Here is a 19,619-nt window from a genome sequence, read left to right as displayed (position 1 = left end):
TGGCGCATACAGCCCTCTCTCCAGAGTGATCCTCAGGAATTTGGAGAAAAGATATGACTAAGCAAGTACAAGAAGCCTATATCGTTGCGGTGACCCGCACCCCGGTAGGTAAAGCCCCGCGCGGCATGATGCGTTTCGTCCGCCCCGATGACATGCTGGCGCACGCTATCCGCGAAGCGATGGCGCAGGTGCCGGCGCTCGACCCTTCCCTGGTGGAAGATGTCATTGCAGGCTGCGCATTCCCCGAAGCCGAGCAGGGCCTGAACATGGCCCGTATTTCGGCGCTGCTGGCGGGTTTGCCGCATACCACGGGTGGGCTGACCATCAACCGCTATTGTTCCTCGGGCATCAACGCTGTGCAGATCGCTGCCGACCGTATCCGCATGGGTGAAGCCGATGTGGTGATCGCTGGCGGCGCGGAATCGATGTCCCTGGTGCCGATGATGGGTAACAAGATTGCCCTGAACCCGGAGATTTTCGCCAAGGACGAAAATATTGGTATCGCCTATGGCATGGGTCTGACTGCGGAAAAGGTTGCCGAGCAGTGGGGCGTTTCGCGTGAAGACCAGGATGCATTTGCGGTCGAATCTAACCGCCGTGCCATTGCCGCCATCGAAGGTGGCGAGTTCAAGCAGGAGATCAGCCCGATCGAGGCGATTTACCGCACGCCGAACCTGAGTACTGGTGAGGTTGAGATCGTCAAGAAGATACTCGATACCGATGAAGGCCCACGTGCCGGCACCAATATGGAAGGCTTGGCCAAGCTCAAGACCGTATTCGCTGCCAAAGGTTCGGTAACGGCCGGTAACTCTTCGCAGATGTCTGATGGTGCAGCTGCCGTGGTGATTGTTTCCGAGAAGATACTCAAACAGTTCAACCTTGTGCCGTTGGCGCGCTATGTTGGCTTTGCTGTGAAAGGTGTACCACCCGAAATCATGGGTATTGGTCCGAAGGAAGCCATTCCTGCCGCATTGAAGGTTGCTGGCCTGAAGTTGGACGACATCAGCTGGATGGAGCTGAACGAGGCGTTTGCCGCCCAGGCATTGGCTGTGATTCGTGATCTGGCGCTGGATACCAGCAAGGTTAATCCGTTAGGTGGGGCGATCGCCTTGGGTCACCCGTTGGGTGCTACGGGCGCAATCCGTACCGCGACGTTGGTGCATGGTATGCGTCGTCATGGTCAGCAAGGCAAGTACGGCATGGTGACGATGTGTATCGGTACCGGTATGGGTGCCGCGGGTATTATCCAGTCCATGTAATCAGAAGCGCAGCCACGTTGAAGCGTATTGATGGCAAGTTCCCCCATACAGGCGCATTGCGTATGTCGGGTTCAGAACTTGCCGGATTCAAAGCTGCAAGCTGAAAAGGTCGGTAGGGCTCATGCTCTCCGACCTTTTGGCCTTTCGCAGGCTTCGATTATGATTCGATCGGAATTCACACGATATTTACCAATAACCTAGAAACGGAGACACAGGATGAAAAAAGCGGTAGCAGTACTGCTGATGTCGGCCAGTATGGTCGTTGGTGCGGCCGAGATCGGCGGCGTAAAGTTGGACGATACCTTGAAGATCGGCGGGAATGATCTGGTGCTCAATGGTGGCGGCGTCCGGGTCAAATACATGATTGCAAAGGTCTATGTCGGTGCCCTCTATACCGCTCAGAAGACGACGGATGCAAACGTAGTGATTAATGCGCCTACCGCACGCCGTATGCAAATCACCATGTTGCGTGATGTGGCCGCAGACGACCTTCATGCTTCGTTTATTGAAGGACTGGAAGAAAATTCCACGCCTGATGAATTTTCAGCCTTTAAACCCCGTATTCAGGAAATGAATGCCATTTTCCAAGCAGTCAAGGAGGTAAAGAAGGGTGATGTAATCGCACTCGACTTTATTCCTGGTAAGGGAACGCAAATTATTGTGCGGGGCCAATTGAAGAATGTGATTGCCGGTGATGATTTTGCCAAGGCGTTACTAAAAATCTGGTTGGGTACCAAGCCTGTCAGCCCTGATTTGAAGAAGAATCTATTGGCTGGCTGAATACTGGTGCCGTTGGCGCTGGTTTCTGGTTGACTTATTAATATAAAAGCCGCCATGTAGTACATGGGGGTTTTTATATTACCCAGTGTATTGGAAATGTCGCAATGTAGATTCATCGAGCTAATTCAAAAATAGGGTCAATTTACCTATGGTAACAAGCAGGGCTTGATACTGCATTTGGGCCTGTTGCTTGCGGAAATTCTGCTTTTCATCTAAATTAATTAAATAGAAATGTTGAATTCTTCGGGGGGCTCCGTTGGAGGGCTTTGTTGCATAACACATTTTGAGGACGATCCACCCCAACTCCAGGCGGATTTCAGGCGTGAGCGACTGTGTTGGGCATCCCCAACTGGACGAAGCGATTCAGGATTGCGCAGCGCACATGAACTTCGGCAACTTGCCGTTCTGGTCGACGCGCCAACAGCCGTTCGCCCAGTCGCTTGAAACGATGCATCGCAGTTTCTACCAAACTTCGCCTATGGTAGCCGCTCCAGCGCTTCCAGATTCCCCGCCCCAACCGCTTGATCGCCGCCAGCTTGTCGTTGCGGCTACTCGCCCAAGCTGTCTGATCTGACCACGGCTGCCCGTCTCGACGCGGCGGCACCACCAGTTCAGCGCCGCGCGCATGCACCGCGCGATATACCCGCCGGCTGTCATAAGCACCGTCCCCACTCAGACTGCCTAGCGTCGTCTCGGCTGGCAGTTGCGACAGCAGTTCCTCGACCTGTGGCCCATCCGCCTGACGCTGGTCTGTCACTTCAACCGCTTGAATTTCCTGTGTATGGGCATCGATCGCCAGGTGCACCTTGCGCCAGCCTCGCCGGTATTCCGGACCATGTTTCTTGACCTTCCACTCGCCCTCACCGTGAATCTTGATGCCGGTACTGTCCACCAGCAGGTGCAGCGGTTCGCCACGGCGCCGCACCGGAATCTGTACGGCCAACGTAGCTTGGCGCCGACTAACCGTGCTGAAACACGGTACCATCCAATCCAGAACCAGCAGGCGCATCAGGTTGCGGGTGAGGCCACGGACTTGGCGCAAGCCCTGCTGGAACAATACTTTCAGCGTCAGCATGATTTGGATGGCCTGGTCGCTGTAGCGCGTCGGTGCGCCTGCCTGACCTTCCCGCTCGTTGCTGTGCCAGGCCACCTCCGGCGAGAACCAGATGGTCAGGTCGCCCCTGGCCTCCAGGCTACGGTTGTACTCAGACCAGTTCGTCGTGCGGTAGCGGGGCTTCGGTGGCTTCATCCGACTAGCCTACAAACGCTGTCAAGCTTGGATGAACTGGGGTTATGCAACAGAGCCCCGTTGGAGTGCAAAGTGTGGGGAATGGGTTATTTAAGGTATTCATTGCACTTCTTCTAAGTTACAGTTGTATCGCTGATCCGATCCAGGCTGTTACTGATTCTTACCCGCCATTTATCTATTTGGAAAAAAATCAACCTGCCGGCATTGCTGTCGATGTCTTGAATGCATTGTTCAAAGAAAGTGGCTTGTCCGGGCAAATTCAATTTTTACCCTGGCAGCGGGCATATAGCATGGGTTTGTCGGATAAACCCAATATTCTGGTCTTCACTATGTCCCGAACTGCCGATCGGGAGAATTTGTTTAAATGGATTGGGCCGATACTGAATGTACGTGTCCGTCTTTATAAATTAAAGAATAGAAACGATATTTCATCTATGCCATTAGACGAGGCTCGTAATTATAGAACGGGCGTGGTATTGGGTTATGCCTCTGAAAAATTATTGTTAGATGCTGGTTTTGAGCAAGGCAAGCAGCTTGATCAAGCTGTAAATGAAGAGACGAATGTAAAAAAATTCGTTGCTGGTCGTTTTGATTTGATCTGCTCGAATGATTTCGTGTTGGCAGAAGAATTAAATAAGATCGGCCGCAGCTTTTCGGATGTTGAGTCGGTTGTCACATTAGATAAACCATTCGATGAATATATGGGTTTCAGTAAGGCTACTGACGATACGACGGTGTTGGCTTTCAGGGCTGCCTTTGAGCGGTTGAGAAAATCCGGGCGATACGACGCTATTTTGGCAAAGCAGAGAAAGTAGGGGGGGTAAGCCGGCCGCGCTGGCTATAAATTAGACCAGCACACTGTGGGACTAAACATCTTAGATGAACACTTCTTTTATACCCTCTTGAACGCTGTGCCTTATATCTGGCAATGTACCTCGCAGGCTTTTGGCCGGGGTTGCCCAGCAGAATCATAAAAAGATTCTAACTATTTGATTCTGTTGCGCCACAGTGGTACATTTCGCGCCCTTCGAGGCCCATGAAATAGCGTAAGTGGATGATTGACCAGAAAGCACATTCCGTTCTGTTCGTTTGCATGGGCAACATCTGCCGTTCGCCCACTGCTGAGGGCGTATTCCGTGAACGGGCAGCTATCGCGGGCTTGCAGGTGGATATCGATTCTGCCGGCACGCATGCCTACCACGTAGGCGATTCGCCAGATAAACGTTCTCAGAAGCATGCATTACGCCGTGGTTACGATTTGTCCCGCATTCGTGGCCGCCAGGTAGATGGCGCGGATTTTTGCCGTTTTGATCTGATTTTGGCGATGGACAGCGAGAACCTCTCCGCGTTGCTGCGCAATTGTCCGCCACAGTACCAGCATAAGCTAAAGCTGTTCCTGAGCTATGGACAACTCGACCCGAATGGCGAAGTACCAGACCCTTATTACGGTGGTGATGCTGGCTTTGAGCGGGTTCTGGACTTGATTGAAGACGCTGCGGACGGCTTGGTAGCCGCGCTGCGTACCCACTGATTTATTAGCCCGGCCTACAACGGGCTTCTGCATACCTGCTTTACCGCTTTCCTACCTACTCAATTCCATAATGCTCAGGGGATTTATCCATGCTCGAAGCGCTATTCAAATTGCGTGAGCACGGCACCGATGTAAAAACCGAGGTGCTGGCCGGCTTTACCACGTTTCTCACGATGGCCTACATCATCTTCGTCAACCCGGCCATTCTTTCTGAAACCGGCATGGACTTTAACGCCGTGTTTGTCGCAACCTGCCTTGCCGCTGCGCTGGGTTCCGCTGTTATGGGGTTGGTTGCGAATTACCCGATTGCGCTCGCGCCGGGTATGGGCCTGAATGCCTATTTCACGTTCAGCGTGGTGAAGGGGATGGGGGTAAGCTGGCAAGTGGCGCTCGGGGCGGTGTTTCTGTCCGGCATCATCTTTTTGGTTATCAGCCTATTCAAGGTGCGGGAAGCCATGGTTAACGCCATTCCGCATTCTCTTAAGCTTGCCATTTCGGCAGGGGTAGGCTTGTTCCTGGCCATTATCGCCCTGAAGAATGCCGGTATTGTGGTGGCGCACCCCGCTACGCTCGTGACGCTGGGCAATGTGCACGACCCTAAGGTTGTGCTGGCGATCTTGGGCTTTCTGCTGATTCTTGCTTTGGAGTACCGCAAGGTAACGGGTGGCGTGATCATCGGTGTGATGGCGGTGACAGTATTGGCTGTTCTATTGGGTTACCAAGAGTTCAAGGGCGTGTTTTCCGCACCGCCTAGCATTGCTCCCACTTTTATGCAGATGGACCTGCAAGGGGCATTGAGTGCCAGCTTGGTAGGCGTGGTGTTTGTGTTCTTCTTTGTGGACCTGTTTGATACGACCGGTACGCTTGTAGGGGTATCGCACCGGGCAGGTCTGCTCGATAGCAACGGCAAGCTGCCGCGGCTGAAGCGTGCGCTGATGGCCGACTCGACGGCGATTGTGGCGGGCGCTGCATTGGGTACGTCAAGTTGTACCGCTTATGTGGAATCAGCTGCGGGTACGGCAGTAGGTGGTCGTACAGGTTTGACGGCTGTGGTGGTGGCGATTCTGTTCTTGGTCGCCTTGTTCCTGTCCCCATTGGCGGGCGCGGTACCGGCTTATGCCACGGCACCTGCCTTGTGCTATGTGGCAGTGCTGATGGCACGTGGCCTCGCTGAAATTAATTGGGATGACCTGACTGAATCGGCCCCAGCCGTGATCACAGCCGTGGCTATGCCCTTTACCTTCTCGATTGCCGATGGCATTGCATTTGGTTTTATCAGCTATGCGGGTTTGAAACTGCTATCCGGCCGCTTCAAGGATTTGTCGCCAGCCGTGGTGGTGATTGCGGCGTTGTGGGTGATGAAGTTCGCCATGTTCTAACCGATTGTTCTCGACGTTGTTGCGAGCGCGCTACGCCAGCTGGTGGGTTGGCATAAACCAGGTGCGCTCGCTTGGCGTATCGAATAGGTTCTGCCTGAACCAAACCTGCTTCTGCTTTGTTGCACACTGTCGCTTAAGTGTTGGCGGAGTGCCTTTGCCCCTTTGCTTTGGAAGATTGCACCATGCAGCTTGATCCTACCGCCTATATCCGTGATCGCATTCGTACTGTGCCGGATTGGCCGCAGCCAGGGGTGCAGTTCCGTGATATCACACCGCTGCTGCAAGACCCCAAAAGCTTCAGGGTGTTGGTAGACTGCTTTGTACATCGCTATATGGATCAGCAGATTGACGTGGTGGCTGGAGTAGATGCACGCGGCTTTATTCTGGGTTCAGTAATTGCGTATGAGCTGAACCGTGGTTTTGTGCCGGTGCGTAAAAAAGGCAAGTTGCCATTCCATACCGTGGCTGAGGAGTACGAGCTCGAGTATGGGTCGGCAACGGTGGAGTTGCATTCCGATGCTATCAAGCCAGGTCAGCGCGTATTGTTGATCGACGACTTGGTCGCCACGGGCGGCACGATGATCGCGGCAGCCAAGTTGGTACGCAAACTGGGTGGTGAGGTGATTGAAGCTGCTGCGATTGTCGACCTGCCGGAACTGGGCGGTTCCAAGCTGGTTCAGCAGCAGGGGATTCCGCTTTTCACTGTCTGTGATTTTGCAGGGCACTAAGAGTCTGCTTACGATCTTGCTGATTAGGACTTTGATTGTAAAGAAGGCGGGGCAATTGCCCCGCTTCTGATTGCCGGTAGCGTTTTTCAAAGACCCGCATCGATCAATTGCTCACGCGTGAGCAGGAAAACAAACCCATCACCGTTGCTGGTTTCCAGCCAGGTAAACGCCAGTTCAGGGTACTGGGGTTCCAGTACCTCACGGTTGTGGCCAATTTCTACAACCAGTATGCCGTGCGGGGTCAGGAAGCGGCTGGCGTTTTCGATGATCAACCGGGTAGCGTCCAGGCCGTCCTCGCCGCTGCCTAACGCCAGTTCGGGTTCGTGCAAGTATTCGTCGGGCAGCATGGCGACAGAGGGCGCATCGACATAAGGTGGATTGGAAACAATCAGGTCGTAGGTTTTTCCTTCCACGGCTTCGAGCAGATTTGATTCCACCAGCTGTACGCGTGTTTCAAGACCGTATTCGGCTACATTGATTGCGGCAACTTCCAGTGCTTCAGGAGAAAGATCGATCGCGTCGACTTCGGCATCGGGGTAGTGCTCAGCCAATAGAATCGCCAGGCAACCGGAACCTGTGCAAAGGTCAAGCGCGCTATGTATGAGCTCTGGGTATTCAATCCAGGGCTCAAGCGCTTCTGGCAGCAGTTCGGCGATAAACGAACGTGGCACGATCACGCGCTCGTCCACATAAAAGCGGTAAGCGCCAAGCCACGCTTCGTTGGTGAGATATGCGGCAGGTTTGCGCGTGGTAACCCGCGCTTCGATCAGCTCCAGCACCTGCTTTATTTCAACGGGAATCAGTCGGGCATCAAGGAAAGGCTCAAGTTGATCAAGCGGCAGGTTAAGACGGTGTAGAACCAGATAAACAGCCTCATTCCAGGCGTCAGTATTGCCATGGCCAAAAAAAAGGCCGGCCTCATTAAAACGCGATACCGCAAAACGAAGTAGATCGCGTAGGGTCAAAAGGTGGTTTGGCGCAGCATTGAACATAGTGGGCAAGGAAAAGGGCATAAAGCCGGCATTTTACCGGAGCGTGGTGCAACCGCCGTTTTGAAAGGGAATATCCTTTGAAATTCGCAGCTTAGGTTTGCAGTATTGGCCTTCCGGCGTATAGTGCGAACCTCACGGGCGACTACGCCCGTTTTTGTCTTGGAGAATCACCCGCATGTCTTTCGACAGCCTCGGTTTGCATGCCGAGATCCTGCGCGCTGTACTTGATTCAGGCTATACCGATCCAACGCCGGTGCAGGCCCGCGCTATACCCGTTGTTTTGTCCGGTCGTGATGTGATGGCTGGTGCCCAGACAGGCACCGGCAAGACGGCTGCTTTCACTTTGCCGCTGCTGCATAAGCTGCAACCCTATGCCAACACCAGCGCTTCACCTGCCCGTCACCCGGTGCGTGCGTTGATTCTGACGCCGACGCGGGAATTGTGCGACCAGGTCTATGATAGCGTGGTGACCTACAGCAAATACCTGCCACTGCGCGCGGTTGCCGTATTTGGTGGGGTGGATATGAAGCCGCAGATCGAAATTCTTCGCAAGGGTGCGGAGGTTGTGGTCGCGACTCCTGGCCGACTGCTCGACCATGTGCAGAACAACACGATCAATCTATCCCAGGTCGAGATGCTGGTGCTTGATGAAGCCGACCGTATGTTGGACATGGGCTTCATTCTGGACATCCGCAAGATACTGAGCTTGTTGCCTGCGGGCCGGCAGACCTTGCTGTTTTCTGCCACCTTTGCGCCGGAAATCAAAAAACTGGCAGAAGACTTCATGCGTACGCCCGAGACCATTGAGGTTGCCCGACGTAACGCTACCAATGAGTCGGTTGAACAGCATATTCACCAGGCGGAGGTAGGCAATAAACGCCGTGTGTTGGCGCATTTGATTCGCCATCACGATATGCCCCAGGTGATCGTCTTCACCCGCACCAAGTTGATGGCCGAGCGTTTGGCGCGTGAACTCAAGCGCGATGGGTTTAATTGCGAAGCTATCCATGGCGATCGTAGCCAACAGTCGCGCCTTGAAACGCTGGCGGCATTCAAGGAAGGCACGCTGCGTGTTTTGGTCGCGACCGATGTGGCTGCACGTGGTCTTGATGTATCGGAATTGCCTTTCGTGGTGAATTTCGAAATGCCGACAAATCCGGAGGATTATGTCCACCGTATTGGCCGTACTGGTCGTGCCGGCGCAACAGGCATTGCTATTTCCCTGGTCAGCCCGGAAGAGGACAAGGCACTAGGGTTGGTGCGTAAGCTGACCAACAAGCCTTTGGCATTGACCGAAGTGCCGGGCGTAGTGGACTACGGGCGAAGCCGTGACCGCAGCCAAGGTACATCGCATGAATACCGTGAATCGTATGAGCCTAGAGCCGCGCGTGAACCGCGTGCACATCGCGAAACCGGTCGGCGTGTGATTGAACAGGTGGAAACACCATTGGTGGAAGGCCGTCGGCGTAGTAGTGAGGCTGTTTTGGGTGGGCGCGTGGTTGGCAACATCCATCACTTTCATCGTACTCGGGAGGTGGTGCGCGAGTTGCCAGCGCTGTTGCTGCCGCCGCGTTATCCGGTGCCAAAGCAGTAACCTAAAAAGGCGTGCCAACAGCGCGCCTTTTTTCATTATCTGTTACGAGCAGCTGTAGTCAGGGTTCATAGGCCGTTCAAAGTCACGAATGGGGGATGGAACTGTCAATGCAAAAAGACTGGCAAGCCCTGCTGTATAACAATATTCCGCTTTCACGGGCGATGCAGGTAAGTGCTCAAATCATCGATGACGGTAGGGTTCGCCTCACTGCGCCACTGGCCCCTAATGTGAATGATAAAGGCACTGTGTTTGGCGGTAGTCTGGCTACCCTGGCCACGCTGGCAGGTTGGGTTGAAACCCAGCGTCTGCTTGACTTGGCCGGCTTGGGTGCAGAAGCCGAGATCGTGATCCAGCATGGGGAGACTGACTATCTATTACCGGTACGGTCTGCTTTCTCCGCCATATCTCAGCCACAGGAGCCTGAAGCGTTACAGCGTTTCCTGCGCCAGTTTGAAAGGCGTGGGTTGGCGCGGTTGGCAGTAAAAGTAGAGATGGTTTGCGAGGATGAGCTTGTGGCGCGCTTCCAAGCAGATTATGTGGCAAAGCGTGGCTAGATCAGCCAGCTAGCATAGCGTTGACATGAAGCGGTCAACCTTGGTTTCGATAAACCGGGTGATTGAGTTGGTGAGCGGTAGAATACGAATATGTCTGCCGAGTCCTGCTTTCACTGTGGCGAGACGGTTGCCCAAGCCGATCTCAACCCACCCCGATACCCCGTCATCTATCGCCAGGAAGCCCGTGCCAATTGCTGCGCGGGTTGTCAGGCTGTGGCCCAGACCATTATTCAATCGGGCTTGGCCAGCTATTACGAGCAACGTGAGAAACCGGCTGATCGCGCATCACCTTTACCCGATGAGCTTTTGCAGCAGATGCAGCTTTACGATGCGCCTGAGCTGCAGGCCAGCTTCGTCAAGATCGAGCCTGATGAGGTGCGGGAAGCAGCGCTGATTCTGGAGGGCATCAGCTGCGCGGCATGTATCTGGCTCAACGAGCGCCAACTGATGCGTCTGCCTGGGGTGTTGGAAGCCAGCATCAACTATACGACGCATCGTGCACGGGTAAGGTGGGATAGCCGTCGTGTACAGCTCTCGCAGATTTTGTCTGCCGTGGCTGCGATCGGTTATCGCGCCCATCCTTACGACGCTGAACGGCAGGATGTATTGCACCAGCGTGAACGGCGTCGTGCTTTGACGCGGCTGTGGGTGGCCGGGCTGAGTATGATGCAGGTGATGATGTTCGCCTACCCGACTTATATCACTGCGCCGGGCGAGATCAGTGCGGACTGGCTTGGCCTGATGCAATGGGGCAGCCTGGTGCTGACCCTGCCAGTGGTGCTCTATGCCTGCCAGATGTTCCATATTGGCATGTGGCGCGACTTAAAGCGTGGTCGCGTGGGCATGGATGCCCCGGTGGTGATAGGCGTCTGGGCCGCTTTCCTTGCCAGTTGCCATGCCACGTTTACAGGTCGTGGCGAAGTCTATTTCGATTCGGTTTCCATGTTCGTCTTTCTGTTGCTGGGTGGCCGTTATCTGGAAGGGATGGCGCGGCGTAAAGCCGGCGCTGCAGCCGAATCGCTGGTCAAACTCATCCCGGCCTTTGCGCATCGGTTGGATGCTTGGCCCGCGGACCGTACTACCAGTGAAACCCCGGTTGGGCAGCTCCGCCTCGGTGATGTGCTGTTGGTAAAACCCGGTGAAACCTACCCGGCAGATGCCACGGTATTGGAGGGGCAAGGTCAGGCGGATGAGGCTTTATTGACCGGTGAGTCCCGTTCGGTGTCCAAGCAGGTTGGGGATACGCTGATTGGTGGGGCAGTGAATCTGGATGCGCCACTGCTTATCCAAGTGACCCAGCTTGGTCAGGAAACCCGGTTGGCCGGCATTGTGCGGTTGCTTGATCGTGCCCTGACAGAAAAACCAGCACTGGCCCAGCTTGCGGATGGGATCGCGGCTTGGTTTGTGGCGGCGTTGTTGGTTGTGGCTGCCGGGGCGTATTTATTCTGGCACTGGTATGACCCAAGCCACGCGTTGCCCATTACGGTGGCGGTACTGGTGATTTCTTGCCCCTGTGCTTTGTCGCTGGCTACCCCGGCTGCCTTGACGGCTGCTACAGGTAGGCTTGCCCGCACGGGTTTGCTGGTCACCCGTGGCCATGCCTTGGAAGTCTTGGCAGGCGTGACCGATGTGGTATTCGACAAAACCGGTACGTTGACTTTTGGCCGGCCTCAATTATTGGATATCTTGTCCTTCAATACTCAGCCTGTTGCGGAGTTACACGCACTGGCCGCACTGCTGGAAGCCGCGTCCGAACACCCTATTGCCTGGGCATTGCGAGAAGACCGTGAGGCGGCTCAACTATCTGTAAGCGACTATTGCAATCATCCGGGTGGTGGGGTTGAAGCCATCGTGGCGGGGCAGTGTCTACGCTTGGGTCGACCAGACTTTGTGGCTGAATTTTGCCGTATGCCGCAACCAGAAACTTTGGTGGGCTGGCATACCGAGGAAACCGTCGTTTGCTTGGCCAGTGAAGACACTTGGTTGGCGGCTTTTGCTCTGGGCGACAAGATTAAACCCGAAGCCCAGGCATTATTGGCCGAGCTGACAGGTATGCACTGCCACTTGCTGAGTGGTGATGCATCAGGGCCGGTAGAAGCGGTGGCGAGACAGCTGGGTATCGCCAGTTGGCAAGCTGGTGCACTGCCAGCCGATAAGCTCGCTTACGTACAGCAACTACAGTCGAACGGACGTAAGGTGCTGATGGTTGGCGACGGGATTAATGATGCGCCGGTATTGGCGGTGGCAGATGTGTCGATTGCGGTAGGTGGTGGCACCGAGGTTGCACAAGCTGCGGGTGATTTGGTACTGGTTGGCGGTTTACAGGCGATTGCTGAAGGTTGGCGGCTAGCCAGGCAGACCCGCCGTGTCATCCGCCAGAATCTGGTCTGGGCGTTGGGTTACAACCTTGTGGCCTTGCCCATGGCACTGGTCGGTTGGGTAACGCCGTGGCTGGCGAGCCTGGGTATGGCGGGGAGTTCTTTGCTGGTGGTGCTTAATGCCGTCCGTTTGGCAGGGACAGGCAAGCCTGGACAAAAGCGGGGAGAATGACGCCGATGGAAAGTCTTTACCTCTTAATCCCGCTGTCGGTACTTATCGCCGGCATTATCGGCGCTTTGTTCTGGTGGGCCGGTCGTTCCGGTCAGTTTGATGACCTGGACGGGCCAGGTCACCGTATCTTGCAGGATGATGATAAGTCTACTGTGGACGACGAATAGGTTCTCCCCATTTCACGATATGGCTTCAATGCTTCTGTGTTTGCCGCTGCGCTTCTTCTGCTAATACATGCTTGCGTACATACCAGCCGATGTAGCTGGCCATGCCGATAATAAAGGTGATGGTGAACAGACTGAGAATACCAATATCGGTAGTGAGGAGCTCGGTCAGCGCGACATTCATGATGGTCTCCAAGTAGTGAAATACTTGGGGCCATTACACTCCTTTGTTTGTCCATTGATTTTGATCAATATCAATGCTGATGTAACTTGTCTGCCAATACCTTCCACCGTGTGAGCTTTTCGGCATAGGCCAATGTGTATGCCGGACTAGAGGAGGGGAGGTCGAACAGTTCGAGCGGTTGCGCAATGTTTGTAAGCAGACGTCGGCCTACACGTGCTGCGGTGCCGCCATTGAAGGCTATGGTTTGGAGCTTGGGTAGGCGATTGACCAACTGTTGCAAGTCGTTATGTGCCTGATTACGGATGGCGGCATCGAGACTGCCGGGGCGTTCCGCTTCGGCAATGACATCCCACAAACCCACACCATGCGCCAACAGGGATTTGAGGCGGGTTTCATAGTCCTGCTCTGCCAAAGACACTCTGAGTACATCACCCAGCAGGTGCCAGCAGCGGTTTTGCGGATGTGCGTAGTAGCGGCCAGCTTTTAACGAGGCTTCACCTGGCAGGCTGCCCAGTAGCAGCACCCGTGTATTGGCATCGACAACGGGTGGAAAGCAGCGTTTTCGTTCAGTCATGCGCGTCAATTTCTGATTCTGGCGTATCAAAGAGGCCCAGCTGCAAACCGGTAAGATGGGTTTCTTCTTCATAGCGAAAGCCTACCCCCAGTAGTCGTACCGGGCGACTGCGTGGCTGCCAGCCTTCGCTGAGCAGTTGCGTCCATATCGCGGCATTGGGGTTGCTGCAAACGCATTCGACCGTGGTATGGCTAAAGTCGTCAAACCGGATCTTCACAAAGGTCTTGTGCGGTCTGCCGGTGTCAGCCGAGCGTTGCTGGCGGGCGTATAGGTCGTCAATCAAAGGCTGTAACTCTTTTAGGCAGCTGGCCCAGTCAGTCAGATCGTGGGCATAGGTGGTTTCGACTGACAACGACTTACGCGGGTGATCGTTAATGACAGGGCGGTTGTCGATGCCGCGGCATAACTCGAACAGTCGTTGTCCAAATCGGCCGAAGTGTTGCACCAGCTTGGGTAAAGGCCAAGCACGCAAGTCCGCGCAGGATTGTGCCCCTAAGGATTTGAGTTTTGCAGCGGTGACTTTTCCGACACCGAACAGCTTGTCTACCGGTAGCGTAGCCACAAAGGCATCTGCATCGCGCGGATGAACAACGAATTGGCCATCGGGTTTGTTCCAATCGCTGGCGACCTTTGCATAGTACTGCATAGAGAGGTTATTTCTTCCAAAAGGCATAGTCAGCATGGAACTACACGGTGGCTATTTGCACCTATACGTAGGAGCAAGATTATGGGCTACCGTATCCTCAAGTCTGCGGGAGATTTCCCCCTACATGTCGTCAACGGGCAGGGGTTGCCCCACGCTGCATTGACACTGTATGCCTGTGGCGCATCAGCACGACACTCGCTACTGACTGCGCAGGCCTATACCGGCAGCGTACTTGATTTCGCATCGTGGCTTGCAGATTCTCCAATTGCACGCAGACAACAATGGTCCTTGCTCGGAGAGCCACTAACAGTCCGGGCAATGGTGACATTTTTTCTGCGCAGCGAAATGAAATGCGTCGTATCCCTACATCGTGACAAGCTAGGGTTTCAGACGGTTCATGTGGAACCGACGTGGTCAACCCACCGGCGGCTAGGCAGGCTGTTGGCTGCTCTGCGGTCGTTTTATGCGTTGCTGCAGGCTGAAAATCTGTACCCAGGTGGCAACCCGATGGAGGGCGATTTTGCCCGCGAACTGATTGCCAAGGCCCGTACTGAGGCACATCTGCAGTTTCGAGCTAAGAATGGCCGCTATCCCATGCCCGCAGATAGCGGCGTAGACGGATTACGTTGGGGGCGGATGTCTTCGGCTTATTTTCGCTTGCGCGACGGAGGCTGGCATCCAGTCCTACTGGATAATCCGGTATTGGTCGAGACTGTGATGACGGCGGGAATGCGCTTTGGGTGGAGGCTAAGAGAGCGTACGTTGGTTAGGGTTCTACTCGATACAGGATGCCGTATCCACGAAGCTTGTGGTTTGACTTTGGCGGACTGGGCCGAGGGAGGATTTCGAACGAGTCTGGCTTCGGCTAGTAAGGGTAGCCACGGACGCCGGGTCAAGCGCTTGTTTCTCGCAGAAGGAACGGTAAAGCTTCTGCAGGAATACGTCGACACTGAGCGTGTGTCGCTGGACCCGGAGCAACATACATTTGCCGATATCGTCCGGCAACCGATCCAGGTGCTGGCCAAGATGCCCTTGTTCTTGACTTGCCAGGGCACCGCATTGGCACCAGCCCATTTCCGGCGTGACTATTGGTCGCCTGCGATGAAAGCCGCCGGCCTGAAGTTACGGCTACATCAGATCCGTCATTGGTACGTTACCATGGCGATCCACGCTTGCCAGTCCCAGGCGAGCAACGACTCAGAATTGCAGATGCTGCGGGCTCGACTGCGCCAGCTGATGGCTTGGCGTAGTGACATGTTGCCGGTGTATGACCAAGCAATCCGAGGGATGTCTTTGCCGGAAATGGCTGCGGTGATCCATCGGCACTTGGAGCAACGCCAGTCAGAGGCTCAGCAAGTTCGGGCTAAGCAAACAAGGCTTACTCGTGCCGCTGTTGACAGTATTCAGTTGTTGCTTGATGAAATGACGGGCCCATGAACCCGCGAGAACAATGGGAGGCTTTCGAGACCCGTTACACCCCCCACATTCTTAACTACATTGAGTACTGTTGCCTAGGCGGCATTCCATTCCGAACCAGTCAGTGCGCGCAAGTCGTAGGCATCAACGGACATTCGGTGAACAGACATGCTGCACGTTGGCTTGTGGCACGTCGCGATGCTTTGCTTTCCCGTCCTGTAGACGATCATGCAGCTTATCTGCGCTGGTGCAACGAGTATCTTGCGCTTGCTGGGCAATGGCGCTGTAAACCCGAGGGCACGGTACTGGCTCAGCGCTATCGCAAATTGACCATCGAGGATGAATATCGGGAAAGTGGCCTAGTTTACCTCCGGGTCTTGGTTAATCGTATTCCCGGGACAAACCGAGACTTGTTGAATCAGTCTATCGCAGACTGGGAAGCCGGAACGGGGTTGAAAGTAGTGCGGACCAGGCTCGGTAGCAAGAAGGTGGGCGATTGTGGCACGCGTGTTGAACAAGCCATTCGTTCGCTACAGGGGAGGGTTGGGCTCGAAATTCGCTGCGGGTAGGTCGCTTTCCTGGCGCAATGCTGTCGCAACACAGCGATATCGTATATTCGGGTCAAGGCCGAAGGGGTAGCCAGTGATCTGCTTGAACGGACCGTAGTCACGACAGCGGACTATCTTGCTTGGCGAAGCGTTGTTAGAAAGATATCGATTCTTGTCGATTGAATATGTCCGGGCGTTGTGGGGAAGAGTTGCTTTTTCAACTGTTTTTGCTGTGGTTAGGGGTTCGCCAGCCGCACTGAGAAAGTCGCTTGTACGCTGGGAAGAACAAACTGGTCTTACGATCCAGCCGCTGCTGATAAGTCACAAGCCGCGTCCGTTTGGTCTGCCTGAAGGAATGGAGTTTGATGGCAATAACAAGGATGTGATATTCGGGGAATTGGATCGACGTAGAACATTGGGAGAACCTTTTGCCCTGCGCGACGTGGCGAAGGCCCTGGGATGCAGCACGAGTACCGTCTCACAGTGGTCCAAGGTATACATGCAAGGGGTCGCCGAAGAACTCTTGGCAATGCCGGTTACCGATAAGGAAAGCTACGTCTGTTGGATGACTTTGTTCTGCACGTTTCAACATTCTCTTCGCAATAGTCGCCAGCGAAATGATCTAAATACTCTGAGGCTCAGATTAGTGATCGAGGAGATGTGCCGTAGTGGCACAGTACCCAGTGCCTCAGGGGTGCAGGCAGAAACAGGCAGCAGTCATATTGCGATTCGGCGTGCGCTTGAGCAATGGGCTAGCGGGACTGGGCAAGTCGTGGAGCGACGTTTAAGCTGGAAGCCGGTAGCATTAGGCGACGTGCTGGCATTGATTCCCCTGCCGCTGCATCATTTGCCTATGACCTTCCTAGAGCTCAACGGTACAGGTCAGCCGCTGACAATACGCATGCTGCGCTTGCTGCTTGGGTTGCAGTGGCCTGAGTTACGCAATACAGCCTTTTTCTTACTGGCGATTGTCGACACCAATCGGCTCAATAATCTTGCTTATTTCCGTCAGATGGATCGTTGCTTGCAGCAGCTGAATTGTGATCTGCATGATATCGATCCTGACTACTTTTACCCCGCCTACTTTCGTGGTGATATCGTTCCTGAATCATCGCCGTCTTCCCGGCTTGACATGATGCAGGCTTATTTTCGATTAATCCGTCTGCAGGATGACTATTTGAGCAGTCTAACCGCCGCACAGCGGGCGGTACTGATGCCCTTCACGTTGCGCAAGGTAAGCGACAGTCGTTTCTGGACGCAATCCAGTCAGTATTCAGAGGTTAGGGACGCGGCAAAGCGGCGGCGCAAGGATCGCACAGATGCGGTCCATGCCAAATTTTATGTACTGCGCGATGTGGCCGAGCGCCGCCAGATTCAGCTTTCTCGGTTGCGTACGGCATTTCGTACCGCCGTAGCGCAGTGTCAACAGTCCGGTACGCGGCTGCCTATGGCATTTAAATACGCCGATGAGGAGATAAGCGAAAGTAATCGTATTACGCCAGTTTTACGCCACTTTAATATTTGGACACCGCGTGCGTTGTATGAGCAAGCTTTGGTTGCATTCCCAACAATTGCAGCCATGTACGCCAACTCGAGAAGCCTGCAGGATTTTGTCGGTGACGAGAAGATATATTTGCTTGGTTACAAGCTTCCTGCGTTACGTAGTCCTGATAGTCTTGCAGAGTACGGTTGGTTTTTTAGATCTGCGGAGGAGTCAGGTTGGAGCACTCGTGCTTATTTGGCACGATTGGAATACTGGCCATTTCCTATAAGGAATTGGCTGGTTAAGCTGGAAGCCAAACTTGGTCAGCTATTCTTGCCAGTGGATGAGTGGTACAAGCAAGCCTTGATTGGCCATGCCGCGTTGCAGATTTTTACCAAGACAGGTGCACGCGTACACGAATTTCTGCAGATCCGATTGGTCAAGGATAAGCTCGTTCGGGTCCGTCTCTCGGAAGGGCATGAAGTTAACGCATTTTGGGCCACCCCAAAAGGGCGGACGGCAGAAGAACCGTTCTTCATTGATGACCGCTGTGTGCGTGCTTTGCACGCGTGGTGGTCCTTTCTGCGCGATGTCAGCCAGCCGACGCATGTGATCCCACCGGACCGTGGATTCGCCGGTAAATTGCAGCCGGCCCCTTATCTATGGCAGTTCGATGGTAGGCAGCTTGATACTAGGCAGGTTAACTGTGCCATTAGCTTCTTGCTGTCCGGCGTGCCGCTCAGGACAGCGGCAGGTGAGCCATTCGCCTTGACATCTCATCTGTTCCGCCATGGTTTTGCCACGGAAATGCGGGCATTGGAGGTGCCGGTGGATGTTATTGCACTATTGCTCAAGCAGAAGGACGTTGCTGTTACTGATTACTATTCGCAACCTTCGGCGAACATGCTAATTGACCTACAGCGTCGAATCTTCGAGTCCCGTGAAGATATGTCCCGTGCCCATATCCGTGCTCCAGCGCAGATACGTCGACGAGTAGAGACGGCACTTGAGACAGTTGGGGCGCTGGTGCCGGTGCTAGGTGGGCATTGCACGGTGGCCAACCAATGTCCCGTGGCATTCTCTTGCATGGGGTGTGCTGGACATGCACCGGATCCCTCTCGGCGAGCACAGGTGATCGAATTCAAGGCTGCCTATACGCAGTTGGCAGAGATTGCAGAGAAACAACATTTGCGAGCAGAACAGCGCAAAGCGATGCAGATCATCGCTAATTGTGAAGAAACGCTGGCTGAAATGGAGCTAATTGAGCAGGCCGACCAAGCGATGGCAGCACCGGTTATATTGCATTCGGTTGGCAAAGGTAGTTTTGACGATGAACAGACAATCTAATGTTGCAGCATACGCTGGCTTACTCGGCTGTCAGGCAGCTCGGGCTGCGCGCAGTGTCTGCACCGTACAAAAGTCGATTCACTTCTTGCAGGAGCAAGGTGAAGCGGTGACGCTCCAAAGGCTTGTCGAGGTTTCTGCAGCATTTACGGACACTGGACGACGGATTGCAACATCAACCATTCTGCGCAATCCACAATGCCTTGTACTGTATCGAGGGGCGCTGCCATCACGAACCAGGGTAAAGACCCGTGCAAAGAAACTGGGTGATTTTATGTCGTCGCCACCCACTGAGCCTGAACTGCGGAGGGCGGCCCGGCTGGTTCGAAATTCCCGAATGGCGCTTATTGCGCACATTTTGATGGTGGAGCGGAATATGGCAGGGTTGGAAAGAGAAAATGCGACACTCCGTGATGAAATTCTCCGGATGCAACTACCCTTGTCACTAGGTGCTCAGTCCTTGAGATAAATGATTCAATTCCGTTCCCGCATGAACGTCAGCTACAGGTTGAATCCACCCGGTTTTCGTGGAGGCTCAGTTGTTAGAGACAGGCGAACTGTGCCTGCTCGTTTAGCTGTCGGTAATAAGCTGTCTCCGCTTCTGCTGGTGGCACGTAGCCGATTGAGCTTAGTAACCGATGGTG

At 54.4% G+C, this 19,619-nt stretch carries 18 protein-coding genes; 13 read left to right on the top strand and 5 right to left on the bottom strand.

Features of this window, described 5'->3' with window-relative positions:
• The first annotated feature begins 53 nt into the window (after positions 1–53).
• Together ACUHMQ_RS15545 and ACUHMQ_RS15540 are read left to right on the top strand one after the other, a co-directional pair.
• Entirely contained in the window at positions 54–1,259 is a 1,206-nt protein-coding gene (locus ACUHMQ_RS15545; RefSeq protein WP_445296376.1) for an acetyl-CoA C-acyltransferase, read from the top strand.
• A gap of 216 nt (positions 1,260–1,475) precedes the next feature.
• Entirely contained in the window at positions 1,476–2,039 is a 564-nt protein-coding gene (locus ACUHMQ_RS15540) for a chalcone isomerase family protein (protein ID WP_445296375.1), read from the top strand.
• Positions 2,040–2,355: 316 nt separating this feature from the next.
• On the opposite strand, the gene ACUHMQ_RS15535 is transcribed toward ACUHMQ_RS15540, so the two are convergent.
• Complete coding sequence (locus ACUHMQ_RS15535; protein WP_445296374.1) at positions 2,356–3,288, bottom strand: IS5 family transposase; 933 nt, start codon at positions 3,286–3,288, stop codon at positions 2,356–2,358.
• A 44-nt stretch (positions 3,289–3,332) separates the two neighbouring features.
• Between ACUHMQ_RS15535 and ACUHMQ_RS15530 the strand changes: the two genes are divergently transcribed.
• From ACUHMQ_RS15530 to ACUHMQ_RS15515, 4 genes are all read left to right on the top strand, one after another.
• Positions 3,333–4,103 carry a substrate-binding periplasmic protein gene (locus ACUHMQ_RS15530; protein ID WP_445296373.1) on the top strand — a complete coding sequence of 257 codons (771 nt, stop codon included), beginning with the start codon at positions 3,333–3,335 and terminating at the stop codon, positions 4,101–4,103.
• 239 nt (positions 4,104–4,342) lie between these two features.
• On the top strand, positions 4,343–4,819 hold the full coding sequence (locus ACUHMQ_RS15525; RefSeq protein WP_445296372.1) for a low molecular weight protein-tyrosine-phosphatase: 477 nt from the start codon (positions 4,343–4,345) through the stop codon (positions 4,817–4,819).
• Between the two features lie 89 nt (positions 4,820–4,908).
• A complete protein-coding gene (locus ACUHMQ_RS15520) occupies positions 4,909–6,198 on the top strand; it encodes an NCS2 family permease (protein WP_445296371.1) in 1,290 nt (429 codons plus the stop codon).
• A 182-nt stretch (positions 6,199–6,380) separates the two neighbouring features.
• Entirely contained in the window at positions 6,381–6,926 is a 546-nt protein-coding gene (locus ACUHMQ_RS15515) for an adenine phosphoribosyltransferase (RefSeq protein ID WP_445296370.1), read from the top strand.
• 86 nt (positions 6,927–7,012) lie between these two features.
• Here ACUHMQ_RS15515 and prmB read toward each other — a convergent pair whose 3' ends face one another.
• The gene (gene prmB, locus ACUHMQ_RS15510; protein WP_445296383.1) at positions 7,013–7,918 is read right to left on the bottom strand and encodes a 50S ribosomal protein L3 N(5)-glutamine methyltransferase; all 906 of its coding nucleotides are present in this window, start codon (positions 7,916–7,918) and stop codon (positions 7,013–7,015) included.
• Between the two features lie 175 nt (positions 7,919–8,093).
• Between prmB and ACUHMQ_RS15505 the strand changes: the two genes are divergently transcribed.
• From ACUHMQ_RS15505 to ccoS, 4 genes are all read left to right on the top strand, one after another.
• Positions 8,094–9,512 (top strand): DEAD/DEAH box helicase, encoded by a 1,419-nt coding sequence (locus tag ACUHMQ_RS15505; protein WP_445296369.1) that lies wholly within the window; start codon positions 8,094–8,096, stop codon positions 9,510–9,512.
• A 107-nt stretch (positions 9,513–9,619) separates the two neighbouring features.
• Complete coding sequence (locus ACUHMQ_RS15500) at positions 9,620–10,066, top strand: YiiD C-terminal domain-containing protein (protein ID WP_445296368.1); 447 nt, start codon at positions 9,620–9,622, stop codon at positions 10,064–10,066.
• 90 nt (positions 10,067–10,156) lie between these two features.
• Positions 10,157–12,616 carry a heavy metal translocating P-type ATPase gene (locus tag ACUHMQ_RS15495; RefSeq protein WP_445296367.1) on the top strand — a complete coding sequence of 820 codons (2,460 nt, stop codon included), beginning with the start codon at positions 10,157–10,159 and terminating at the stop codon, positions 12,614–12,616.
• 5 nt (positions 12,617–12,621) lie between these two features.
• Positions 12,622–12,783: a cbb3-type cytochrome oxidase assembly protein CcoS gene (gene ccoS / locus ACUHMQ_RS15490; RefSeq protein WP_445296366.1), complete on the top strand. Its 162-nt coding sequence runs from the start codon at positions 12,622–12,624 to the stop codon at positions 12,781–12,783.
• A 25-nt stretch (positions 12,784–12,808) separates the two neighbouring features.
• Here the strand turns inward: ccoS and ACUHMQ_RS15485 are convergent, their stop codons facing one another.
• The 3 genes from ACUHMQ_RS15485 to ACUHMQ_RS15475 form a co-directional block, all read right to left on the bottom strand.
• Complete coding sequence (locus ACUHMQ_RS15485; protein ID WP_445296365.1) at positions 12,809–12,964, bottom strand: DUF3149 domain-containing protein; 156 nt, start codon at positions 12,962–12,964, stop codon at positions 12,809–12,811.
• A gap of 70 nt (positions 12,965–13,034) precedes the next feature.
• Complete coding sequence (locus tag ACUHMQ_RS15480) at positions 13,035–13,538, bottom strand: DNA-deoxyinosine glycosylase (RefSeq protein ID WP_445296364.1); 504 nt, start codon at positions 13,536–13,538, stop codon at positions 13,035–13,037.
• The gene (locus ACUHMQ_RS15475) at positions 13,531–14,184 is read right to left on the bottom strand and encodes a DNA polymerase thumb domain-containing protein (RefSeq protein ID WP_445296363.1); all 654 of its coding nucleotides are present in this window, start codon (positions 14,182–14,184) and stop codon (positions 13,531–13,533) included. Before ACUHMQ_RS15475 ends, ACUHMQ_RS15480 begins: the two co-directional genes overlap by 8 nt.
• 81 nt (positions 14,185–14,265) lie before the next feature.
• Between ACUHMQ_RS15475 and ACUHMQ_RS15470 the strand changes: the two genes are divergently transcribed.
• The 3 genes from ACUHMQ_RS15470 to ACUHMQ_RS15460 all read left to right on the top strand — a co-directional run bounded on the left by ACUHMQ_RS15470 (position 14,266) and on the right by ACUHMQ_RS15460 (position 18,978).
• Positions 14,266–15,621, top strand: coding sequence for a site-specific integrase (locus ACUHMQ_RS15470; protein WP_445296362.1), 1,356 nt, complete (start codon positions 14,266–14,268; stop codon positions 15,619–15,621).
• Complete coding sequence (locus ACUHMQ_RS15465) at positions 15,618–16,169, top strand: hypothetical protein (protein WP_445296361.1); 552 nt, start codon at positions 15,618–15,620, stop codon at positions 16,167–16,169. Before ACUHMQ_RS15470 ends, ACUHMQ_RS15465 begins: the two co-directional genes overlap by 4 nt.
• A 625-nt stretch (positions 16,170–16,794) precedes the next feature.
• On the top strand, positions 16,795–18,978 hold the full coding sequence (locus tag ACUHMQ_RS15460) for a site-specific integrase (protein ID WP_445296360.1): 2,184 nt from the start codon (positions 16,795–16,797) through the stop codon (positions 18,976–18,978).
• The last annotated feature ends 641 nt before the right edge of the window (positions 18,979–19,619 follow it).

This window comes from Chitinimonas violaceus, assembly GCF_052601015.1.
This window is presented reverse-complemented; position numbering and strand designations above follow the sequence as displayed.

Coding starts and splice junctions, on each gene's coding strand:
- ACUHMQ_RS15545 (WP_445296376.1), top strand. CDS start 54: ATGACTAAGCAAGTACAAGAAGCCTATATCGTTGCGGTGACCCGCACC.
- ACUHMQ_RS15540 (WP_445296375.1), top strand. CDS start 1,476: ATGAAAAAAGCGGTAGCAGTACTGCTGATGTCGGCCAGTATGGTCGTT.
- ACUHMQ_RS15535 (WP_445296374.1), bottom strand. CDS start 3,288: ATGAAGCCACCGAAGCCCCGCTACCGCACGACGAACTGGTCTGAGTAC.
- ACUHMQ_RS15530 (WP_445296373.1), top strand. CDS start 3,333: ATGCAACAGAGCCCCGTTGGAGTGCAAAGTGTGGGGAATGGGTTATTT.
- ACUHMQ_RS15525 (WP_445296372.1), top strand. CDS start 4,343: ATGATTGACCAGAAAGCACATTCCGTTCTGTTCGTTTGCATGGGCAAC.
- ACUHMQ_RS15520 (WP_445296371.1), top strand. CDS start 4,909: ATGCTCGAAGCGCTATTCAAATTGCGTGAGCACGGCACCGATGTAAAA.
- ACUHMQ_RS15515 (WP_445296370.1), top strand. CDS start 6,381: ATGCAGCTTGATCCTACCGCCTATATCCGTGATCGCATTCGTACTGTG.
- prmB (WP_445296383.1), bottom strand. CDS start 7,918: ATGTTCAATGCTGCGCCAAACCACCTTTTGACCCTACGCGATCTACTT.
- ACUHMQ_RS15505 (WP_445296369.1), top strand. CDS start 8,094: ATGTCTTTCGACAGCCTCGGTTTGCATGCCGAGATCCTGCGCGCTGTA.
- ACUHMQ_RS15500 (WP_445296368.1), top strand. CDS start 9,620: ATGCAAAAAGACTGGCAAGCCCTGCTGTATAACAATATTCCGCTTTCA.
- ACUHMQ_RS15495 (WP_445296367.1), top strand. CDS start 10,157: ATGTCTGCCGAGTCCTGCTTTCACTGTGGCGAGACGGTTGCCCAAGCC.
- ccoS (WP_445296366.1), top strand. CDS start 12,622: ATGGAAAGTCTTTACCTCTTAATCCCGCTGTCGGTACTTATCGCCGGC.
- ACUHMQ_RS15485 (WP_445296365.1), bottom strand. CDS start 12,964: ATGAATGTCGCGCTGACCGAGCTCCTCACTACCGATATTGGTATTCTC.
- ACUHMQ_RS15480 (WP_445296364.1), bottom strand. CDS start 13,538: ATGACTGAACGAAAACGCTGCTTTCCACCCGTTGTCGATGCCAATACA.
- ACUHMQ_RS15475 (WP_445296363.1), bottom strand. CDS start 14,184: ATGCAGTACTATGCAAAGGTCGCCAGCGATTGGAACAAACCCGATGGC.
- ACUHMQ_RS15470 (WP_445296362.1), top strand. CDS start 14,266: ATGGGCTACCGTATCCTCAAGTCTGCGGGAGATTTCCCCCTACATGTC.
- ACUHMQ_RS15465 (WP_445296361.1), top strand. CDS start 15,618: ATGAACCCGCGAGAACAATGGGAGGCTTTCGAGACCCGTTACACCCCC.